Annotated in this window: 17 protein-coding genes and 1 tRNA gene; 7 read left to right on the top strand and 11 right to left on the bottom strand. The window is 64.1% G+C overall.

All coding sequences use genetic code 11. The features are described 5' to 3' along the window. Nucleotides 1-31: 31 nt before the first annotated feature. From HWE04_RS18420 to HWE04_RS18410, 3 genes are all read left to right on the top strand, one after another. Nucleotides 32-1,015: a FecCD family ABC transporter permease gene (locus tag HWE04_RS18420; RefSeq protein ID WP_241813315.1), complete on the top strand. Its 984-nt coding sequence runs from the start codon at nt 32-34 to the stop codon at nt 1,013-1,015. Further along, nucleotides 1,012-1,794, top strand: coding sequence for an ABC transporter ATP-binding protein (locus HWE04_RS18415; RefSeq protein ID WP_241813314.1), 783 nt, complete (start codon nt 1,012-1,014; stop codon nt 1,792-1,794). Before HWE04_RS18420 ends, HWE04_RS18415 begins: the two co-directional genes overlap by 4 nt. Before the next feature lie 248 nt (nt 1,795-2,042). Beyond that, entirely contained in the window at nt 2,043-2,654 is a 612-nt protein-coding gene (locus tag HWE04_RS18410; RefSeq protein ID WP_241813313.1) for a porin family protein, read from the top strand. Between the two features lie 45 nt (nt 2,655-2,699). Here HWE04_RS18410 and HWE04_RS18405 read toward each other — a convergent pair whose 3' ends face one another. The 4 genes from HWE04_RS18405 to HWE04_RS18390 all read right to left on the bottom strand — a co-directional run bounded on the left by HWE04_RS18405 (nt 2,700) and on the right by HWE04_RS18390 (nt 5,618). Beyond that, nucleotides 2,700-3,587, bottom strand: a complete 888-nt coding sequence (locus tag HWE04_RS18405; protein WP_241813312.1) for a cobalamin-binding protein — start codon at nt 3,585-3,587, stop codon at nt 2,700-2,702. Nucleotides 3,588-3,590: 3 nt separating this feature from the next. Next, on the bottom strand, nt 3,591-4,430 hold the full coding sequence (gene panC, locus HWE04_RS18400; protein ID WP_077238172.1) for a pantoate--beta-alanine ligase: 840 nt from the start codon (nt 4,428-4,430) through the stop codon (nt 3,591-3,593). A gap of 78 nt (nt 4,431-4,508) precedes the next feature. Next, the gene (locus HWE04_RS18395; protein ID WP_241813311.1) at nt 4,509-5,405 is read right to left on the bottom strand and encodes a segregation and condensation protein A; all 897 of its coding nucleotides are present in this window, start codon (nt 5,403-5,405) and stop codon (nt 4,509-4,511) included. A gap of 9 nt (nt 5,406-5,414) precedes the next feature. Next, nucleotides 5,415-5,618, bottom strand: a complete 204-nt coding sequence (locus tag HWE04_RS18390) for a DUF3460 family protein (protein ID WP_006465475.1) — start codon at nt 5,616-5,618, stop codon at nt 5,415-5,417. 71 nt (nt 5,619-5,689) lie between these two features. Here HWE04_RS18390 and bamE point away from each other — a divergent pair, with 71 nt between their 5' ends. Then, nucleotides 5,690-6,217, top strand: coding sequence for an outer membrane protein assembly factor BamE domain-containing protein (gene bamE / locus HWE04_RS18385; RefSeq protein WP_006465473.1), 528 nt, complete (start codon nt 5,690-5,692; stop codon nt 6,215-6,217). A gap of 6 nt (nt 6,218-6,223) precedes the next feature. On the opposite strand, the gene HWE04_RS18380 is transcribed toward bamE, so the two are convergent. The 7 genes from HWE04_RS18380 to metG form a co-directional block, all read right to left on the bottom strand. Beyond that, on the bottom strand, nt 6,224-7,054 hold the full coding sequence (locus HWE04_RS18380) for a carbohydrate ABC transporter permease (protein WP_234294075.1): 831 nt from the start codon (nt 7,052-7,054) through the stop codon (nt 6,224-6,226). Further along, nucleotides 7,051-7,926: a carbohydrate ABC transporter permease gene (locus HWE04_RS18375; protein ID WP_077238176.1), complete on the bottom strand. Its 876-nt coding sequence runs from the start codon at nt 7,924-7,926 to the stop codon at nt 7,051-7,053. Before HWE04_RS18375 ends, HWE04_RS18380 begins: the two co-directional genes overlap by 4 nt. Nucleotides 7,927-7,950: 24 nt before the next feature. Then, nucleotides 7,951-9,243, bottom strand: coding sequence for an ABC transporter substrate-binding protein (locus tag HWE04_RS18370; RefSeq protein ID WP_241813310.1), 1,293 nt, complete (start codon nt 9,241-9,243; stop codon nt 7,951-7,953). A gap of 53 nt (nt 9,244-9,296) precedes the next feature. Continuing rightward, a complete protein-coding gene (locus HWE04_RS18365; RefSeq protein WP_241813309.1) occupies nt 9,297-10,337 on the bottom strand; it encodes an ABC transporter ATP-binding protein in 1,041 nt (346 codons plus the stop codon). Between the two features lie 41 nt (nt 10,338-10,378). Continuing rightward, nucleotides 10,379-11,359, bottom strand: a complete 981-nt coding sequence (locus tag HWE04_RS18360) for a sugar-binding transcriptional regulator (RefSeq protein ID WP_102664325.1) — start codon at nt 11,357-11,359, stop codon at nt 10,379-10,381. Nucleotides 11,360-11,628: 269 nt separating this feature from the next. Then, on the bottom strand, nt 11,629-12,108 hold the full coding sequence (locus HWE04_RS18355; protein ID WP_006465467.1) for a GNAT family N-acetyltransferase: 480 nt from the start codon (nt 12,106-12,108) through the stop codon (nt 11,629-11,631). Nucleotides 12,109-12,150: 42 nt separating this feature from the next. Beyond that, nucleotides 12,151-14,214, bottom strand: a complete 2,064-nt coding sequence (metG, locus tag HWE04_RS18350) for a methionine--tRNA ligase (RefSeq protein ID WP_241813308.1) — start codon at nt 14,212-14,214, stop codon at nt 12,151-12,153. A 218-nt stretch (nt 14,215-14,432) separates the two neighbouring features. Here metG and apbC point away from each other — a divergent pair, with 218 nt between their 5' ends. From apbC to HWE04_RS18335, 3 genes are all read left to right on the top strand, one after another. Beyond that, nucleotides 14,433-15,521 (top strand): iron-sulfur cluster carrier protein ApbC, encoded by a 1,089-nt coding sequence (apbC, locus tag HWE04_RS18345; RefSeq protein WP_241813307.1) that lies wholly within the window; start codon nt 14,433-14,435, stop codon nt 15,519-15,521. A gap of 144 nt (nt 15,522-15,665) precedes the next feature. Next, nucleotides 15,666-17,066, top strand: a complete 1,401-nt coding sequence (gltX, locus tag HWE04_RS18340; protein ID WP_241813306.1) for a glutamate--tRNA ligase — start codon at nt 15,666-15,668, stop codon at nt 17,064-17,066. Nucleotides 17,067-17,139: 73 nt separating this feature from the next. Continuing rightward, nucleotides 17,140-17,215 (top strand) — tRNA-Ala (locus tag HWE04_RS18335). Nucleotide 17,216: the final 1 nt, after the last annotated feature.

Raw genomic sequence — 17,216 nt, 5'->3', positions numbered from 1 at the left:
AATTTTCCTTCCTGATCCTGGCCTGCCGCCGATGCGACGCTTCCTCCCCGTGCTGTGCACCCTGCTGCTGCTGTCCCTGCTTTCGCTGACGGCAGCGGCCTTGTGCGGCAGCACGGGTTGCCTGCGTCCCTCGGCCTCGGCCGACTCGGTCTCGCTGCTGCTGTCCCTGCGCGTGCCGCGCGCGCTCACGGCCTTTGCGGTAGGCGCGGCACTGGCCTTGTCGGGCGCATTGATGCAGGTGCTGTTGCGCAATCCACTGGCTGACCCTTATGTATTGGGCCTCTCCGGTGGTTCGGCGGCGGGCGCATTGCTGGCCATGTTGGCGGCGCTGCATCTGGGCTGGCCGGTGCAGTTGGCGACCGCCCCGGGGGCGCTGCTGGGCGCGGCCGTGGCCATGCTGCTGTTGTTCGGCCTGGTGCGCCAGTCGCTGCGGCATCTGGCCATTTCGCCCCTGCTGTCCAGCCAGCGCCTGTTGCTGACCGGGGTGATGCTGGCGGCGGGATTTGGCGCGCTGATTTCGCTGGCCTTGTCGGTGGCCCCTGACGCGCAATTGCGTGGCATGGTGTTCTGGCTGATCGGCGATCTTGACGATGCCCGCTTGCTGCCGGTGACGGCAGCGGTATTGATACTGGCCTTGCTGTGGGCCTTGCGCTACGCACCGGCGTTGAACCTGCTGGCGCGAGGCGATGCCTTTGCCCAGTTGCTGGGCGTACCGGTGCTGTGGCTGCGGGTGATGGTGCTGTGCACGGCAGCGGCCTGTACCGCCATGGCGGTGGCCATGGCCGGCACCATCGGTTTTGTCGGACTGGTGGTGCCGCATGGCCTGCGCCTGTTGATCGGCAACGACCAGCGACTGCTGTTGCCCGGTGCCATGCTGGGCGGCGGCGCGGCGCTGACCCTGGCCGACTTGCTGGCGCGCACCGTGGTCGCCCCGGTGCAGTTGCCGGTGGGCGTGATCACGGCGCTGATCGGCGTGCCTTGCTTCTTGTGGTTGCTGGCGCGGGGGCGTTCATGAGCGCGCCAGCTTCTTTCATACTGCAGGCGCAGCAGGTGTCGTTGCAGGTGGGCTCCCGCATCCTGCTGGAAGGCCTGGACTGGCAGGTGCGACCCGGGGAATTCTGGTGTGTGCTGGGGCGCAACGGCATCGGCAAGAGCACATTGCTGCACGCCGCCGCCGGCTTGCAGCCGACCCATGCCGGGCAGTGGCAACTGCTGGGGCAGCCACTGCAAGGCCTGTCGCCGGCGGAGATGGCGCGCCATCGTGGCCTGCTGCTGCAACAGCAGCACGACGCCTTTTCCATGCCGGTGATCGAGGCGGTGCTGGCCGGACGCTTCGTGCATCACGGCGGCTGGCAGGCGACCGCCGAGGATGAGGACCTGTCGCTGGAGGCGCTGGAGCGCGTGGGTCTGTCGTCGCTGGCTGCGGCGGACCTGCTGCAGCTCTCCGGTGGCGAGCGCCAGCGTGTCGGACTGGCGACCTTGCTGGCACAGGACCCCGACCTGTATCTGCTGGATGAACCGACCTCGCACCAGGACGTCGCCGCGCAACTGCAGCTCATGACCCTGCTGTGCGAACTCGCCGCAGGGGGCAAGGGCGTGGTGGCAAGCTGCCACGATATCAACCTTGCCAGCCGTTTTGCGACGCATGTGCTGTTGCTGGCCGAAGGGCGGCGCTGGGCGGGGCCGGCACAAGAGATATGCCGGCCTGCGGCGCTGGAGGCAGCCTTTGGCTGCCGCTTCGTGCAGGTTGAGATAGACGGGATGCTGCAGTTCCTGCCCCTGCCGCCCGGCTGAATACCACGTCGCTTGCGCGCTACATCCAAGTCACGAAATTCACTTCAATCTCAAGATCTAACGATTTTGATGTCGTGAAACCGCGAGATTTTGGTCGCCATTTTTCTTTGCGCGTTTCCCTGCATTGCCTCACTTCTATCATCGCTGCCGGCTATCGGGTCCACGTACTTCGTGTTTCCGGTAGTCGCGCCCGGCCAGTTCATCCAGTCTGCCGGGAAGTTTCTTTCACATCATGACAAGAGGAACAGATGAAGAAAATCCACCTAATGGCCGCCGGCTTGCTGTCGGTCGCCTGTGCCACCGTGGCGGCACAGGCCGTGAAGTCCGGGCCAGGCTTTTATGTCGGTCTAGAAGGCGGCGCAGCGCACTACGATATTGATGTCGAGCATTCGCCAGGCACCATCGAGAAAAACGATGCTGGCATGATTCGTTTTGGGGGCGGGTATCAGTTCACTCCCAATTTCTCTGTCGAGATGGGCTACTTCCGCATCGGCGCAACCAGTTTGGAAAAGACGGACCGCTTCTCGCGAGACAGTGCCAAGGCACGCGTGAGCGGCTTCGATCTGACGGCCGCCTACAAATTCTCCAACGTCCTGCCGGGCGTCTATTTCAAAGGGGGGATCACCCAGGCCAAGTTCACCGAAGATGTTCGCTATGAGTATAGTGGTTTTGGATTTTCCGGCAGCGTCAGCGAGCGGGCGTCCAAGTCGGGGACCGGTTACCTGCTGGGTCTGGGCTATGAACACGATCTCAGCGAGATCGTCAGCATCAACGCTGGCTACACCCGTTATGAAGGTCTGGCCGGCCACTCCAATGCCGATGTGAACTTTTTCGCAGCCGGCCTGAAATACCGCTTCTGAAGATCACTCCCTGGTCCTCGACATCCCTCCTGGCGAGGGATGTTTTTAATGCGCAGGCGCCATTCGGCGTGCCTGCTCCAACTTCCCGCAGACCTCTTCGGCGGCTTCCAGCACTCTTGGCCCGGCCCGGTTCATCCAGTCCGCATTGATCGTGTAAAGCTGTCCGTCGCGCACTGCGCGCAGGCGGGGGAACTGCTTCCAGCGTTCCAGCGGCTGGTCGCGAGCGTCACCGGGGGTAAGGATGACCTGGGGATCGGCTGCCAGCACGGCTTCCACGCTGATGGTGGGCGCCAGTTGCGGCAGGTCGGCGAAGAGATTGCGACCACCGCACAGGCGCAGCACTGCCGAGGCCATGTGCTGGCCGTTGAGCGTCATCAACGGTTGGCTCCAGATCTGGTAGAACACGCTCACCGGCGCACGGCCCTGGTAGTGCGTGGCCAGTTCTTGCCAACGGACGCGGAAGCGCGCAGCCGCAGCTTGTGCGGTGGTATCGCTGCCCGCCAGGTGACCCAGCTTTTCCAGAGACCTTGCCACCATGCCGAAGTCGGCCGGCTGGCTCTCATAGACGGGGATGCCGAAGCTGCGCAGGCGCGCCAGCTGCAGCGGCTTGTTGCCGCTGTGCCAGGCCACGATCAGGTCCGGCTTCAGGCTGAGGATGCGCTCCATGTCGAGCGCGTTGTAGCCGCCCAGGGTGGGCAGGCTGGCCGCTGGCGGGGGGTAGTCGCTATGGTTGCTCACGCCAACCAGTCTGGCGCCGGCACCGGCCGCGTAAAGCAGTTCGGTCACATGTGGTGCCAGGCTGACGATGCGCTGCGCCGGTTGCGCCAGGGTCACGTTCTGGCCCAGGTCGTCCTGCACGGTGATTGCCGCATGGGCAGCAGCGCTGCTGAACAGGGCCAGGACGGCCAGTCCGAATGGCGCGGCCGCCGGCATGCGTCAGACTTCGAGGTTGTCGATCAGACGGGTCGCGCCCAGCTTGGCGGCCGACAGCACCACCAGCGGCGTACCCTGTTCCATGTCGGCAGCGGTCGGCGGTTGCAGGTCGATGCGCTTGCGCACGGCCACGTAGTCAGGCTGCCAGCCACGACCGGCCAGGCGTTCCATGGCCAGTTGCTCCACCAGCGCCACATTGTGCTGACCACCGCGCACTTCATTGGCGACGTCGTTCAAGACCTTGTAGAGCAGGGGCGCCTCGGCGCGTTCGGCCGGCGACAGGTAGCCATTGCGCGACGACAGCGCCAGGCCATCCTCGGCACGATAGGTCTCGGCGCCGACGATCTCGGTGGGCAGGGCGAACTGGCGCGCCATGTTACGCACGATCATCAGCTGCTGGTAATCCTTCTTCCCGAACACCGCCACGCGTGGCTGCACGCAGGAGAACAGCTTCATCACCACCGTCGATACGCCGGTGAAGAAACCGGGACGGAACTCGCCCTCCAGGATGTTGCCCAGGTCGTTGGGCGGCTGCACACGGTATTCCTGCGGCTCCGGATACATGTCCTTTTCGGTCGGCGCGAAGAGCACGTAGACGCCTTCCTTCTCCAGCTTTTCGACGTCGGCCTGGAAGGTGCGCGGATACTTGTCGAAGTCCTCGTTGGGGCCGAACTGCAGGCGATTGACGAAGATCGATGCCACCACCGGGTCGCCGTGGGTGCGCGCCAGGCGCATCAGCGAGAGGTGGCCTTCGTGCAGGTTGCCCATGGTCGCCACGAAGGCGGTGCGCAACTGGCCGCGCAGGTGGTCACGGAGTTCTTCGATGGAGGAAATGATTTTCATGCGGAGTCTCTGGTTGCGGGGCGGACGGCGCGGCTGCCATGTGTGCGCTGCCCGGGGATGTCAGTGATCCTCGCCAGCCTAGCTGGGCGAGTACGACAGTCTGACATAGATGGGGGCGAAGGCTTCGGCCTGGGTGATTTCGATCAGCGTCTCCTTGGCCAGCTCGAGCAGGGCGATGAAGTTGACCACCACCACCGGCACGCCGCGCGAAGGATCGAACAGGTCCGAGAACTCGACGAAGCGCGCCGTCTGCAGGCGCCTCAGGATGCCGGTCATGTGCTCGCGCACCGACAGTTCCTCGCGGCTGATGTGGTGGTGCTGGGTCAGCTTGGCGCGCTTGAGGATATCGGCCCAGACGGCCTTGAGGTCGTCCATGTTGACCTCGGGCCAGCGGGTGACCACGGTCTGCTCGATATGCACCTGGGTGCGCACGTAGTCGCGGCCGACCTGCGGCAACTGGTCCAGTTCCTGAGCGGCCAGCTTGATCTGCTCGTATTCCAGCAGGCGGCGCACCAGCTCGGCGCGCGGGTCTTCGGGTTCCTCACCGGGCTCGGCCTTCTTGGCCGGCAGCAGCATGCGCGACTTGATTTCGATCAGCATGGCCGCCATCAGCAGGTATTCGGCGGCCAGTTCCAGGTTCTGCTTGCGGATCTGTTCGACGTATTCCAGGTACTGGGCGGTGACCTGCGCCAGCGGAATGTCGAGGATGTTGAAATTCTGCTTGCGGATCAGGTACAGCAGCAGGTCCAGCGGCCCCTGGAAGGCTTCCAGGAATACCTCCAGCGCATCCGGCGGGATGTAGAGGTCATTGGGCAGCTGGAACAGCGGTTCGCCATACAGACGTGCCAATGCCACGCCGTCGATCACATCGGGCGTGCTGTCCTGTCGTCCTGCGGGGGTGATGTCGATGGCGTCGGCGCTGGGTTCCGCGCCGGTCTGGCCGGCGGATTCGGCGCCACCTGCTTGAGCCGTCATGCGAAAAGCTTAGTGGCTCTGGTAGACGTAGGGCTGTTGCGCCACGCGCGAGGCCTTCTCACGGGCGGACTTGTCCAGGTCCAGCGGTTCCTTGTCCCACAGCAGGGCGCGGCCGGCGCGCTGCGATTCTTCCAGCTTCGGGTTCTTCGTCTTCAGTTCGTCGATGAACTGGGTGATCTCAGATACGTAGGTGGTCTTTTTTCCGAAGAGCATGATATTTTCAGGCCAAATGTTACACAGAGGCCGTATTTTACCTTGTCTTCATCAGGGATAATCAAATACCTATGCGTGAACCCTTATTCATACGCCTGCGTCGCCATGCCGGCAAATTCGGTGCTTTTCTTGCTGCTTTGGCAATGTTTGGCTGCGACCGCAACGGCAATCCCATCCAGGAGTTCGGTTTGGACAAGCTGCAGAAGGGCATTTCCAGCGAGGCCGACGTGCGCGGCGTCATGGGCCAGCCCGATACCATCTGGGACGACGGCAACGGCGCCCGCACGCTGGAATATCCCAAGGGGCCGGAAGGCATCCGCACCTGGATGTTCGCCATCGGCGCCTCCGGCACCCTGGTCGATTACACCCAGGTCTTGACCCAGGAACATTTCGACACCATCCGCCCGGGCATGAGCGCCGAGCAGATCCGCCGCCAGTTCGGCCGACCGCGCAGCGTGGTGCAGTTTGCCCGCAAGAATGAGGAAGTATGGGACTGGAAATACCACTACGTCCACGAGGATCGCCTCTTCAACGTCCATTTCGACATGACCACCCGGAAGGTGGTGCGGATGTCGATTTCGGAGATATCGGGCCACTGAAACCGATCAGCGTATCCCCGCCCGCATGAACGACTGCACGAACTGCCGCTGGAACAGCAGGAAGGCCAGCAGCAGCGGTGCCGAGGTCATCAGCGTGGCGGCGGTGATGATGGACCAGTCTACCCCCTGGTCGGTGGACGAAAACACCTGCAGGCCCACCGTCAGCGGCCGCGACTGCACCGAGTTGGTCACGATCAGCGGCCACAGGAAGTTGTTCCAGTGCGTGCTCACCGATACCAGCCCGAAGGCGATGTAGATCGGCCGCGCCAGCGGTACATAGACCTGCATCAGGATCTGCCAGGCCGAGGCCCCTTCCACGGTGGCGGCTTCATCCAGTTCGCGGGGCACCGTCTTGAAGGTCTGGCGCAGCAGGAAGATGCCGAAGGCCGAGGCGAAATAGGGCAGGCCGATGGAAAGGATGGTGTCGCGCAGCCCCAGCAGGTTCATGGTCTGGTAGTTCTCCACGATGAGGATGTCAGGCATCACCATCAATTGCAGCAAGACCAGCATGAACATCACATTACTGCCACGGAAAGTGAAGCGCGCGAAGGCATAGGCGGCCAGCGTGGCCAGTACCACCTGGGCTGCCAGGATCATCGTCACCAGCAGGAAGGTATTGAGGAAGTAACGCAGGAATGGCGCTGATTGCCAGGCATTGACGAAGTTCTGCAAGGTCAGCGGCGCATCCGGCACGAAGCGGGTGGCATAGGCGGCCGGGTGGAAGGCGGTCCACAGCGCATACAGCAGCGGCAACAGCCACAGCAGCGCCAGCACCCAGGCGGACAGGGTTTCCAGCACGCGGTGGTGCTGGCCGAAGGGGGAGCCGGGGGCGTTCATTGGTAGTGGGTCCTGCGGTCGAGAATGCGGAATTTCACCAGCGCGATGAGGCCCAGCAAGGCCAGCAACACCACCGTCAGGGCCGCCGCGTAGGACGAGTCCCAGAAGGCGAAGCCGACTTCATAGATGTAGTACAGCAGCAGCGAACTGGCGTTGTCGGGGCCGCCGCGGGTCATGACCACGATGTGGTCCACCAGGCGGAAGGCATTGATCAGCGCGTTGATCAGCACGAACAGGGTGGTCGGCATCAGCAGCGGGAATTGCACCCGCCAGAAGTATTGCCAGCGCGATGCCCCCTCCAGCGCCGCCGCCTCGGCCAGCACCGGCGAAATCTGTTGCAGCGCGGCCAGGTAGAAGATCATGAAGAAGCCGGCTTCCTTCCAGATCGCCACCACCATCAGCGCAGCCAGCACGCTATGCGGATTGCCCAGCCAGTTGTGCGAGGGCAGGCCGAGCGCGCCGGTGATCTGCTCCAGCAGGCCGTACTGCGGCGTGTAGAAGAACAGCCAGATATTGGCCACGGCGATCATCGGCAACACCGTGGGGGTGAAATAGGCCAGGCGCAGCACGCCGCGCCCGGCCAGTTTCTCGTTGACCCACAGCGCCATCAGGATGGCCAGGGCGATCGCCACCGGGATGGTCCCCAGGGCGAACCAGAGGTTGTTGCACAAGGCCTGCCAGAACACCGGGTCCTCGACCATGAGCCGGTAATTGTCCAGGCCGACGAAGACCGACGGCCTTGCTCCCTTGGGCGTGGAAAAGAAGCTGTGCCAGAGGGTCGCCAGCGCCGGATAGTGCGTGAAGGCGATCAGCAGCACCATCGCCGGCGACAGCAGCAGCCAGGGCAGCACGGAGGAGGGCAGGCGTTTCATCGGCAGGCCTTGTGCAGGCGGCGCTTAGCGACCGTAGGCGCGCAGGATGCGCTCGGCTTCGCGCTGGGCGTCCTTCAGGGCGGCGTCCGGGGTCTTGGTGCCGGACAGCGCGGCCTGCAGGTTGTCGTTCAGGGCCTTGGTCACGCGCTGGTTGTCGTGGGTGGAGAGTTCGGCCACGCCATATTTCATCTGCTCGCGGGCGACATCGGCGGCCGGGACGTCCTGCAGGTACTTCTTCATTTCCGGCGTATCCCAGGCGTCCTGGCGCGGTGCCACGTAGCCGGTGGCGATCGACCACTGGGCTGCGCGCGCCGGTTCGGTGGCGAAGCGGATGAACTTCATCGCCGCCTGCTGCTCGGCCGGGGAGGTCTTGTTGAAGACATAGAAGTTGCCGCCGCCGGTGGGGCTGCCCGGATGCTTGATGCCCGGCAGCATCGCCACGCCGAAGGGGAAGCTGGCGTTGGTGCGGATATTGGTCAGGTTGCCGGTGGTGGTCCAGACCATGGCGGCCTTCTGTTCCAGGAAGTCCTTGGGTGTGGTGCCCCATTCGATGGCGCCTGCCGGCATCACCTTGTCGCGGGCGGCCAGATCAACCCAGTGCTGCAGGGCCTGCACCGCGCCGGGCTTGTCGAAATAGGTCTTGGTGCCGGCACTGTTCATGAGGATGGTGTCGTTGGAGGCCGTCATGGCCTGGAACATCCAGTAGCCGAAACCGGTGGAAGGAATCTTCACACCCCACTGGCTGACGTTGCCGGCGGCGTCGCGCTTGGTCAGTTTCTTGGCGGCGTCCACCATCTCATTCCAGGTGGCGGGTGCCTTCTCGGGGTTCAGGCCGGCTTCCTTGAACAGGGTCTTGTTGTAGTACATCACGATGGTCGAGCGCTGGAAGGGAATGCCCCAGGTCTTGCCTTCGGTCTGGCTGTTTTCCATGAAGCCCTTGTAGAAGCCGTCGATCCACTTCTTGTCTTCGGCGCTGTTGGCCAGGCTGTCGATGGGAACGATGGCGTTCTCGTCGATCAGGGTGAACAGGTCGGTGGAGAGCAGCACGGCCAGGGTCGGCGGGGTGCCGCCCTTGAAGGCGGTCAGCGCCTTGACGATGCTTTCCTGGTAGGTGCCGGCATAGATGGCCTTGACCTTGACGTCGGGGTTGGCCTTTTCGAAGTCGGCCACCATGCTGTCGATGGTCTTGGTCACCGCGCCGCCGACGGCGACCGGGTAATAGAAGCTGATCTCGACCGGGTTGGCGGCCAGGACCGGGGCGCTGAAGGCGGCGCTGACGGCCAATGCGGCCAGGAACTTGAGGAAGGTTCTACGCATGATGCATCTCCATGAGGTGGAAGGTTGGCTTGCTGCGGAAATCGGTCGTTGGTTCAGGGGCGGCGTCGGCCGCTGTCGCCTTCGAAGAAGGTCTGGTCACGTTCATCCCAGGCCAGGTGTACGGTCTCGCCGATGGCCAGCCGGTGCTGGCCGGGGGCGCGCACCAGCAGGGCGGCCGCGCCGATGCGCGCACCCACGATGGTGTCGGCACCGAAATACTCGACCGTCTCCACCTGCGCCGGCACGCCCTGGTCGGCCAGGCGGATGTGCTCGGGACGCAGACCCAGCTGCAGCGGCAACTGGCCGGCGGCGGGGATGAGCACCGTGCTGCCGCTGATGGCCATGCCCTGGGGATGCGGCGCCAGCGCCAGCAGATTCATCGGCGGCGTGCCGATGAAGCGGGCGGCGAAGGCGGTCGCGGGCCGGGCATACAGCTCGGCCGGGGGCGCGTCCTGTTCGATGTGGCCTTCGCGCAGCAGGATCACCTGGTCGGCCATGCTCATGGCTTCGGTCTGGTCGTGGGTGACGTAGATCATGGTCATCTGCAGTTGCTGCTGCAGGGCGCGGATTTCGCGCCGCATTTCCTGGCGTAACTGGGCGTCGAGGTTGGAGAGCGGCTCGTCCATCAGGCAGACCGGGGCATCGGCGATGATGGCCCGCCCCAGTGCCACGCGCTGTTGCTGGCCGCCGGACAGCTGTGCCGGGCGGCGTTCCAGCAGGTGGCTCAGGCCGAGCAGGTCGGCCACGCGCTGCAGGCGCGCCGCATGGCTGCTGCGCGGCTCCTTGCGCACGCGCACGCCGAACAGGATGTTGTCGCGCACCGTCAGGTGCGGGAATAGCGCATAGGACTGGAACACCATGGAAATCTTGCGTTGCGCCGGTGCCAGTTGCGTCACATCCTGGCCGTCGATATGAATGCTGCCGCTGCTGGGTTTGTCCAGCCCGGCGATCAGGCGCAGGGTGGTGGACTTGCCGCAACCGGACGGCCCCAGCAGGACCGTGAAGTCGCCCGACTTCACCTCGAAATCGATGTCCTTGACTGCCTGGGCCTGGCCCCAGTGTTTTCCGACGCCGCGCAGGGAAATCGCTGCCATGTGCTGTTCCTGGTAATGGACTGAGGATGCGGGCCGGACGTTCAGGCCGCCGCGCCGCTGCGGATCTGCTCGACCAGCAGGCGTGCGCTGGTTTCGTCGATGATCAGCTCGTTGATGAAGCCGCCCCGCAGTGCCGCCTTCAGGCCGGGCAGCTTGCCGGTGCCGGAGACCACGCACAGCGCGTGGGCGGCGCGGGCGAAGCAGTCCATGTCCGGCCCGCTGTTGCGGCCGTTGAAGGCGACGTCGCGCCAGCTGCCGTCGGCGCGGAAGAAGACCGTGGCGATGTCGCCCACCAGACCGTCTTCACGCAGGATGCGGCGCTCGTCCGCGCCCAGGTAGCCGGCGGTGTGGATGTAGCTGCCGGTGGCTTCGGCGCCGATGGAAAAGAGCAGGATGGAGGCGCGTTCCTGCAGGTCGCGGATGGCTTTGATGCTCTTTTCGCGCCACAGCGCGCTGCGCGTCTCGGGATAGTCGAAGAAGGCCGGTACCGGCAGGTGATGGGCGCGTGCGCCGTAGTTCTGGGCAAAGCGGGAGACGATGGATTCGCTGAAGCTGTTGATGAAGCTGGCGCCGCTGCCGGAGCCATTGAGCGCCACCACGTCCACATCATGCACATGGCGCGGCAGCAACTGGTCGGCGATCTGCGCCACCGTGGTGCCCCAGGCCAGGCCGATGACGGTACCCGGCGTCACCAGCGAATTGACGTAGGCGGCGGCGTGGCAGGTCACGCGCTGCAGGGTCTCCTTCTCGGTGGCGGCGGCGGCCACCGGTACCACCTGGATGGAGCGCAGGCGGTAGTGGTGGGCGAGGGCGGCTTCCAGGCTGCCGGAGACCTGCTGCGGGTCGTGCACGCGGATTTCCACCAGGCCCCGGTCCAGCGCATAGGACAGCAGGCGCGAGACGGTCGCGCGCGAGGTGCCGATCTCGTCGGCAATGGCCGCCGTGGTCATGTTCTGGAAATAGTAGAGGCGCGCCACGCGCACCGCCATGTAGGCGGTTTCCTGTCGATCCGCTTGGGCCATTGTTCTTTTCTGGAGAGCGAAAATGCGAAAAAGTGAAGAAACGGACCATGCACCCGACCCACCCCCGGCAGGCCAGGCGGGACGGCCGCCTGACAACGTTTTCACGATGGTAGCGAGCGATTGTTACGGCTTGATGAACATCTGTTCCGGGCTGGGTTTGGTGGAGCGGAGCCGGGGGAAGGGATAAGGGAGGGGCAGTGCAAAAGAAAAGCGACGCACCAGGGCGTCGCTTGTTCGGGAGCAGAGGGCGGGAGTGCTTCGGTGAGGCCCTAGTGCCGCATCACCCGGCGCATCACGATCGGCGCTGCCTCGTGCGGATTGGCCCGGGTGTACTCCAGTTCCGGTGCGATCTCGAAACCGAAGGCCGCATACAGGTCCACCAGTTGCGCCTGGTCGGTGCGCACCGCCAGGCGCAGCTCGCGCACGTCGGCCGACTGGGCGCGGTGGATCAGGGCTTCCATCAGATGCTGTGACAGGCGCTCGCCGCGGAAGGCTGGGGCGATGCCCATGCGGCGGATTTCCCAGACGTCGCTCTCGGTATCGAGCGGCAGCCAGCGCACCGAACCGGCCGGCGTTTCGCCGCGCAGCAGGATGAAGGCGCCGCCGTGCTGCAGGTCTTCCACCACATGGTCGGCCGCCTCGCGGTGTCCGGAGGAAGTGGGCGCCACCTTGTTGGCCCAGCTATGCCGGGTCAGGTCGGCGATCAGGGTGGCGTCTTCCGATGTGGCTTCACGTATCAGGAAATCCATAGGCTGTCTCCTCCAGTGCAGGCGATGCGGTGAGATTGATGCTCAGCGCACCCGCATGCCCGGCTCGGCGCCCGGCCACGGGTTGAGCACGTAGATGCCCGGCTTGGCTTTTTCATCCTTGGCCGAGGCCGCCAGCACCATGCCTTCGGAAATGCCGAACTTCATCTTGCGCGGCGCCAGGTTGGCCACCATCACGGTCAGCTTGCCGACCAGTTCTTCCGGCTTGTAGGCCGAGGCGATGCCGGAGAAGACATTGCGGGTGCGGCCTTCGCCGGCATCCAGGGTCAGGCGCAGCAGCTTGGTGGAGCCTTCCACGGCTTCGCAGTTGACGATCCTGGCGATGCGCAGATCGATCTTGGCGAAGTCGTCGATGGAGATTTCCGGGGCCAGTTCTTCGATGGCGCTCTCTTCGACTGCAGGCGCTGCCGCAGGGGCTTCCGGCGCCTCGAACAGGGCATCCAGCATCTTGGGATCGACGCGCTGCATCAGGTGCGAGTAGGCATTGATGACATGGCCATCGGCCAGCGGCGTGGTCACGTCGCTCCACTGGAAGGGCTGCACCTTGAAGAAGGCTTCCACCTGGGCGGCCAGTTGCGGCAGCACCGGCTTGAGGTAGATGGTCAGGATGCGGAAGGCTTCCAGCAGGCGGCTGCAGACTTCGTGCAGTTGCGCGTCCTTGCTGCTGTCCTTGGCCAGTTCCCAGGGCTTGTTGGCATCGACATAGGCGTTGATGGCGTCGGCCTGTTCCATCACCAGGCGCAGGGCCTTGCCGTATTCGCGCTGCTCGTAGAGGCCACGGATTTCATCGGCCACGCCGCGCAGCTTGCCCAGGAAGGCGTCGTCGTCGGTCGCCCATTGCGTGGAGACGCGACCTTCGAAGCGCTTGGCGATGAAGCCTGCAGCACGGCTGGCGATGTTGACGTACTTGCCGATCAGGTCGGCATTGACGCGGGCGACGAAGTCATCCGGGTTGAAATCCACGTCCTCGACCTTGGCGTTCAGCTTGGCGGCGATGTAGTAGCGCAGCCATTCCGGGTTCATGCCGATGTCCAGGTAGCGCAGTGGCGAAATGCCGGTGCCGCGCGACTTGGACATCTTCTCGCCGCTGACCGTGATGAAGCCGTGCGCGAAGACGTTGTTGGGCGTCTTGCGGCCGGCGAACTTGAGCATGGCGGGCCAGAACAGGGTGTGGAAGTAGGTGATGTCCTTGCCGATGAAGTGGTATTGCTCGGTCTTGTCATCGGCCATGAAGGCGTCGAAATCACGGCCGGTCTTGACGAAGTAGTTCTTCAGCGAGGCCAGGTAGCCGATGGGCGCATCCAGCCAGACGTAGAAATACTTGCCCGGTGCATCGGGAATCTCGATGCCGAAGTAGGGCGCGTCACGGCTGATGTCCCAGTCGCCCAGGCCGCCTTCGCCGTCCAGCCACTCGCGGGCCTTGTTGGCCACTTCCGGTTGCAGACGGTTGCTGTCGAGCGCCCATTCGCGCAGGAATTCCACGCATTTCGGGTCGGACAGCCTGAAGAAGAAGTGTTCCGAGGACTTCATCACCGGGGTCGCGCCGGACAGCGTCGAGTACGGGTTCTTCAGGTCGGTCGGCGCATAGACGGCGCTGCAGTTCTCGCAGGAGTCGCCGTACTGGTCCTTGGTGCCGCACTTGGGGCATTCGCCCTTGATGTAGCGGTCCGGCAGGAACATGTTCTTGACCGGGTCATAGAACTGGTCGATGGTCTTGGTCGAGATCAGCTGGGCTTGGTCGCGCAGGGCGCGGTAGATCTCCTGCGACAGCTCGTGGTTCTCCGGGCTGTCGGTGGAGCTCCAGTTGTCGAAGGCGATGTGGAAGCCGTCCAGATACTGCTTGCGACCGGCAGCGATGTTGGCCACGAACTGCTGCGGCGTGATGCCGGCCTTCTCGGCGGCGATCATGATGGGCGCACCGTGGGCATCGTCGGCGCCGACGAAATGCACCTCATTGCCCTGCATTCGCTGGAACCGGACCCAGATATCGGCCTGGATGTATTCCATGATGTGGCCGATGTGGAAAGCGCCGTTGGCGTAGGGGAGTGCGGTCGTGACGAAGAGTTGGCGAGGTGCTGAAGTGCTCATTGGCGATACGGACGATGCAAGAGGGTTGATTGAGGCAGCCGGAAACTGCCATGAAAGAGGGGCATTCTATCAGCCAGCGGCCCTTGGGCGCAGTAGTTGCTCCATTGCAATGGCTTGGGCTTGCCTGGGGGCGGTGGTGCGGCCCCCGGTTTGATCCCGCGCCGGGGCGGCACGGGCCCGATTGGTTTAGACTTGCGGGTTCTGAGCAAGGAGAAACAATGAGCATTACCGTGGAAGAGATCAAGGCGGCCCTGTTGCAGGTGATCGACCCCAATACCGGCCGAGACCTGATCCGGGGCAAGGAAGCCCGCAACATCCGCGTCGAGGGCGGCCGCGTGCTGCTGGACGTGGAACTGGGTTACCCGGCGGCCAGCCAGGTCGCACCGATGCGCCAGCGGGTCGAAGAGGCGCTGGGCAAGCTGCCCGGTGTGACCGGCGTGGAAGCCAACGTCTATTTCAAGATCGTGGCCCATGCGGTGCAGCGCGGCATCAAGCTCAAGAGCAACGTCAAGAACATCATTGCGGTGGCTTCCGGCAAGGGCGGCGTGGGCAAGTCCACCACGGCGGTCAACCTGGCGCTGGCGCTGTCGGCCGAGGGCGCGCGCGTAGGCATCCTGGATGCCGATATCTACGGCCCCTCCCAGCCCATGATGATGGGCATCTCCGGCCAGCCCGAAACCAAGGATGGCAAGACCATGGAGCCGCTGGAAAACCACGGCCTGCAGGTCTCCTCCATCGGTTTCATGATCGACCCGGACGAACCCATGGTCTGGCGCGGCCCCATCGTCACCCAGGCCTTGCAGCAACTGCTGGACCAGACCAACTGGCGCGAGCTCGACTACCTGATCGTCGACATGCCCCCCGGCACCGGCGACGTGCAGCTGACGCTGTCGCAGAAGGTGCCGGTCACCGGCGCCGTGATCGTGACTACACCCCAGGACATCGCCTTGCTGGATGCGCGCAAGGGCTTGCGCATGTTCGAGAAGGTCGGCATTCCCATCCTGGGCATCGTGGAAAACATGAGCATGCACGTCTGCTCCAACTGCGGCCATGCCGAGCCCATCTTTGGCGTGGGTGGCGGCGAGAAGATGTGCGCCGACTTCGGCGTGGACTTCCTGGGCGCCTTGCCGCTGACCATGGAAATCCGCCAGCAGACCGACTCCGGCACCCCCACCGTGGTGGCCGATCCGCAGGGCAAGGTGGCCGAGATCTACAAGGCCATCGCCCGCAAGGTGGCCGTGAAGGTGGCAGAGAAGGCGCGCGACATGTCCAGCAAGTTCCCCAGCATCGTGGTGCAGAACGACTGAGCGTTGCCGGTTGAGCCTCCCGGGCGGGCCGCCGGCATGGCGTGCCCGCCTGCAAAGGCGTTAAAATGACGCCTTTCCGATTCCATCCCTGACCGTTGTACGGCTTTGGCGTGCCAAGGCCGTTTTGGTTTTTCATTCCCGATCATGACTGCCACTCAAGTACGTACCCGTTTCGCTCCCAGTCCCACCGGCTATCTGCACCTGGGCGGTGCCCGCACGGCGCTGTTCTCCTGGGCCTATGCCCGTCGCTTCGGCGGCACCTTCGTGTTGCGCATCGAGGATACCGACGTCGAGCGTTCCACCCCGGAAGCGGTGCAGGCCATCATCGAGGGCATGCAATGGCTGGGCCTGGAGCATGATGAAGGTCCGTTCTACCAGATGAAGCGCATGGATCGCTATCGCGAAGTGATCGGCCAGATGCTGGCACAGGGCACGGCCTACCACTGCTACTGCACTCCTGAGGAAGTGGAAGCCATGCGCGAACGCCAGCGCGCCGCCGGCGAAAAACCGCGTTACGACGGCACCTGGCGCCCGGAGCCGGGCAAGACCCTGCCGGCCATCCCCGCAGAGCGCAAGCCGGTGGTACGCTTCAGGAACCCGCAGGACGGCGAGGTCAGCTGGAACGACGTGGTCAAGGGCCCCATCACCATCTCCAACCGCGAACTGGACGACCTGGTGATCGCCCGCCCGGATGGCACCCCGACCTACAACTTCTGCGTGGTGGTGGACGACTGGGACATGAAGATCACTCACGTCATCCGTGGCGACGATCACGTCAACAACACCCCGCGCCAGATCAACATCCTCAAGGCCCTGGGTGGCACGCTGCCTGAATACGGCCATGTCCCCATGATCCTGGGCGCCGATGGTGAAAAGCTGTCCAAGCGCCACGGCGCGGTCAGCGTGATGGACTACCCGGCCCAGGGCTACCTGCCCGAAGCCATGCTGAACTACCTGGCCCGCCTGGGCTGGAGCCACGGTGACGACGAGATTTTCTCGATGCAGCAGTTCTGCGAATGGTTCGACCTGGACCACCTGACCAAGGCCCCGGCGCAATTCAACCCGGAAAAACTGAACTGGCTCAACAACCATTACATCAAGCTGGCCGACAACACCCGCCTGGCCGGCCTGGTGCGCCCGCTGCTGGAAGCGCAGGGCGCCGTCTTCGAAGGCGCCCCGGACCTGGCGGCCGTGATCGGCTTGCTGAAGGATCGCGCCAATACGGTCAACGAAATCGCCGCTGCGGCCCTGATGTTCTACCGCCAGCCGGCCCCCGACGCAACGCTGGTGGCCCAGCATATCACCGACGCCATCAAGCCGGCCCTGGCCGACTTCGCCCAGCGCGTGGCCACGGTGGAGTGGACCAAGGAAGCCATCGCCGCGATGATCAAGGAAGTCCTGGCCGCCCACGGCATCAAGATGCCGCAGCTGGCCATGCCCTTGCGCCTGATCGTGGCCGGTCAATTGCAGACCCCGGCCATTGACGCCGTGCTGCAATTGTTCGGTCGTGAGGCTGTTCAGGCACGTTTGGCGGCATATGTTTGAGAAAAGGAAATAATTCTTCAAAAAGATGTTGTCTTTTGAAAATAGGTATTGCATAATCTCGCTTCTTCGCAACGGGGGTATAGCTCAGCTGGGAGAGCGCTTGCATGGCATGCAAGAGGTCAGCGGTTCGATCCCGCTTACCTCCACCAG

The organism is Herbaspirillum sp. C7C2 (genome assembly GCF_022627865.1).
Lineage (GTDB): Bacteria > Pseudomonadota > Gammaproteobacteria > Burkholderiales > Burkholderiaceae_D > Herbaspirillum > Herbaspirillum frisingense.
This window is presented reverse-complemented; position numbering and strand designations above follow the sequence as displayed.